Origin of the sequence: Paenibacillus forsythiae T98, from assembly GCF_000520735.1 — a bacterium.
Classification (GTDB): domain Bacteria; phylum Bacillota; class Bacilli; order Paenibacillales; family Paenibacillaceae; genus Paenibacillus_AQ; species Paenibacillus_AQ forsythiae.
The window spans coordinates 1-2,706 of the sequence record NZ_ASSC01000701.1; the positions used below are offsets into that span (position 1 = coordinate 1).

General features: G+C 57.2%; 3 protein-coding genes. 2 read left to right on the forward strand and 1 reads right to left on the reverse strand.

Features of this window, described 5'->3' with window-relative positions; genetic code table 11:
* Positions 1-81: 81 nt before the first annotated feature.
* Positions 82-1,179, reverse strand: a complete 1,098-nt coding sequence (locus L692_RS0121625) for an LLM class flavin-dependent oxidoreductase (RefSeq protein WP_025702092.1) — start codon at positions 1,177-1,179, stop codon at positions 82-84.
* Between the two features lie 202 nt (positions 1,180-1,381).
* Between L692_RS0121625 and L692_RS0121630 the strand changes: the two genes are divergently transcribed.
* Positions 1,382-2,155 carry a Cof-type HAD-IIB family hydrolase gene (locus L692_RS0121630; RefSeq protein ID WP_025702093.1) on the forward strand — a complete coding sequence of 258 codons (774 nt, stop codon included), beginning with the start codon at positions 1,382-1,384 and terminating at the stop codon, positions 2,153-2,155.
* A gap of 16 nt (positions 2,156-2,171) precedes the next feature.
* Positions 2,172-2,706 (forward strand): fumarylacetoacetate hydrolase family protein (locus L692_RS0121635; RefSeq protein WP_025702094.1); only part of this gene is annotated, 535 nt, incomplete at its 3' end.

Below are 2,706 nucleotides of genomic sequence, written 5' to 3' on the forward strand. Positions count from 1 at the left end.
GCTGGCCGGAGAATTGGCCTCATCCGGCCTAAATAAATGATGTGCAGGTTTATGCATCTTTAGCCTCGCTTTATGTTGAAGTTAAGATTGGGAAGCGTTCTTCTTGAGGGCGATTTCCCGGCGAACGACTGGCGCGACCTCTGTCGCGAGCAGCTCGATGGCCGAGGCGACCTTGGAGAACGGCATGCCGCCGACATCCATTTGGGCCATGAAGCGGGTGTGCCCGAACAGCTCATGCTGGTACAGTATTTTCTCGATGATCTGCTGCGGACTGCCGACAGCCAGCGCCTCGCCCGGCCGCGTATACGCCTCAAAGTCCTCGCGTGTAAACCGGAACTCACTACCGGGGCGTGCCATGAAGCCGTTAAGATAGTTCAGGTAGTACGGGTAGAAATCGTCGAGCGCCTGCCTGGAGGTCCTGGCGACATATCCGTGGCTGGTGACGCCGATCCGCAGGAGCTTCTGCGCATGGCCGGCTTCGTCTCCGGCTTGCCGGTATACGTCGGCCAAATGCCGGAACCGCTCCGGGCTGCCGGAGAGGATGGCAATGGCCATACCGCTTCCGAGTCTTCCGGCGGCCTCCGCGCTTGCCGGAGTGCCGCCTACGCCGATCCAGAGCGGAAGCCTTGGCTGCAGGGGGCGGGGAGAAATTTCGGCGTTCTTCAGCGGGGGCCGGAAGGCGCCCTGCCAGCTCACGGTCTCCTGCTCGCCAAGCTGCTTCAGGAGAGAGAGATTCTCCACGAACAGTGCCCGGCTGTCGCTTGGGTCATAGCCGAACAGAGGGAAGGACTCCGTGAACGCGCCGCGTCCGGCCATAATTTCCGCGCGTCCGTCCGACAGAAGGTCCAGCGTGGCGAAATCCTCAAACAGCCTCACGGGATCGATCGTGCCAAGCACCATGGTTGTGCTGGCCAGCTTGATCTTGCTCGTAACCTGCGAGATGGCCGCGAGCACGACGGGAACCGAGGACACGGCAAAATCCAGCCGGTGATGCTCCCCAACGCCGAATACGTCAAGTCCGGCCTCGTCGGCCAGCTTGGCGGCGGCTACAATATCCCGAAGACGCTGATGCGGGCTGACGGCTTGTCCCGTTGCGGGATCGGGGACGATATCTCCCAACGTATATACACCAAATTCGAAGCTGCCAGGGAGTGCCGATTCATGATTTGAAATGGTCATAAAAGATGGCTCCTTTTTGGTTTCAACATTTTGCAGAATGTTCGTCTGTATACGGGAACGGTTGTGATTATTATAACAGTTTCCTGGTGAAACGCCTCCAATTTCTTGCCCTTGAGAAATAAATCGTGATAAGTTAGGGATTGCGAGAGGAAAAGAAACCGCCGGCGCACCTCGCTCGGCGAAGGGATGGGAGCAGGAAAATATGGCTTATAAAATTGTGTTCTTCGATATCGACGGAACTCTGGTCAATGAGGAGAAGGAGATCCCCGAGGATACGCTTCGGGCGGTTTCCAGATTAAAGCAAAACGGTGTGGAGCCGGTAATCGCCACGGGGAGGGCGCCTTATTTTATCAAGCCTCTGGCCGAAGCGCTGGGCATCGACTCCTATGTATGCCTGAACGGCGCCTATGTCGTGTATAAAGGAAAGACGCTCTACAAGCGGGCTTTGCCCAAGGAGACGATTCAGGCGCTGATTACGCTGGCGGCAAGGAACGGGCATTCGCTGGTATTCGAAGGCGAGGATACCTATTTCGCGGACAGCGAGAACCATCCGTTCGTGACCGAATCCGTGAATACGCTTAAAGTGGACCAGCCGGGATTCGACCCCGATTTCTGGAAAAACAACGAGATTTACCAGATGTTCCTCCACTGTGAGAGTCATGAGGAAGCGCTGTACGAAGAATTGCTGTCCCAGCTTCGGCTGATCCGCTGGCATCCGCTCGCCATGGATGTGCTGCCGCCGGGAAGCTCCAAGGCCAAGGGAATCGAAGCCATGCTGAGCATGCTGGGCATAAGCACCGGAGAGTCGGTCGCATTCGGCGACGGCCTGAACGATAAGGAGATGCTGGAGCTGGTCGGAATGGGCATCGCTATGGGGAACTCGCATGAAGAGCTGCTTCCTTATGCGGATTACGTAACGAGCCATGTGGACGAAGGCGGCATATATAACGGCCTGGTGAAGGCGGGTCTAATTTAGCCAAGGAGGAAGGACAATGAAGCTGCTGCAATTTATGAAGGACGGACGGGCAAGACTTGGAGTGAAGACCGCCGAAGGAATTATGGATGTGGAGTTAACGGCGCGCCGCAGCGGGCTGGAGCTGCCCTGTTCCATGGAAGAAGTCATTAGGGATAACGCGACGGTCATCCCCCGGCTTCAAGAGCTGCTGGGCGGCGATCCGCAGTGGCTCAAGGAAGAAGAGATTCAGTACGCTCCCTGCGTTACGCATCCTCAGAAAATCATCTGTGTAGGGCTGAATTACAGAAGCCATGCGGAGGAATCGGGGCTTGAGGAGCCTTCGGTTCCGGTGCTGTTCAGTAAATTTGGCAACAGCCTGGCCGCTCACCGGGAAGTGATAACGCTGCCGGACGGCGCAGCGCAGATTGATTACGAGGCGGAGCTTGTACTGGTCATCGGCAAGCGGACGTCCCGGGTAACGAAGGAGGAGGCCCTGTCCTCCGTGTTCGGCTATACGGTCGGCAATGACCTGTCCGCAAGGGAGTTGCAGCTCCGCACCAGCCAGTGGATGG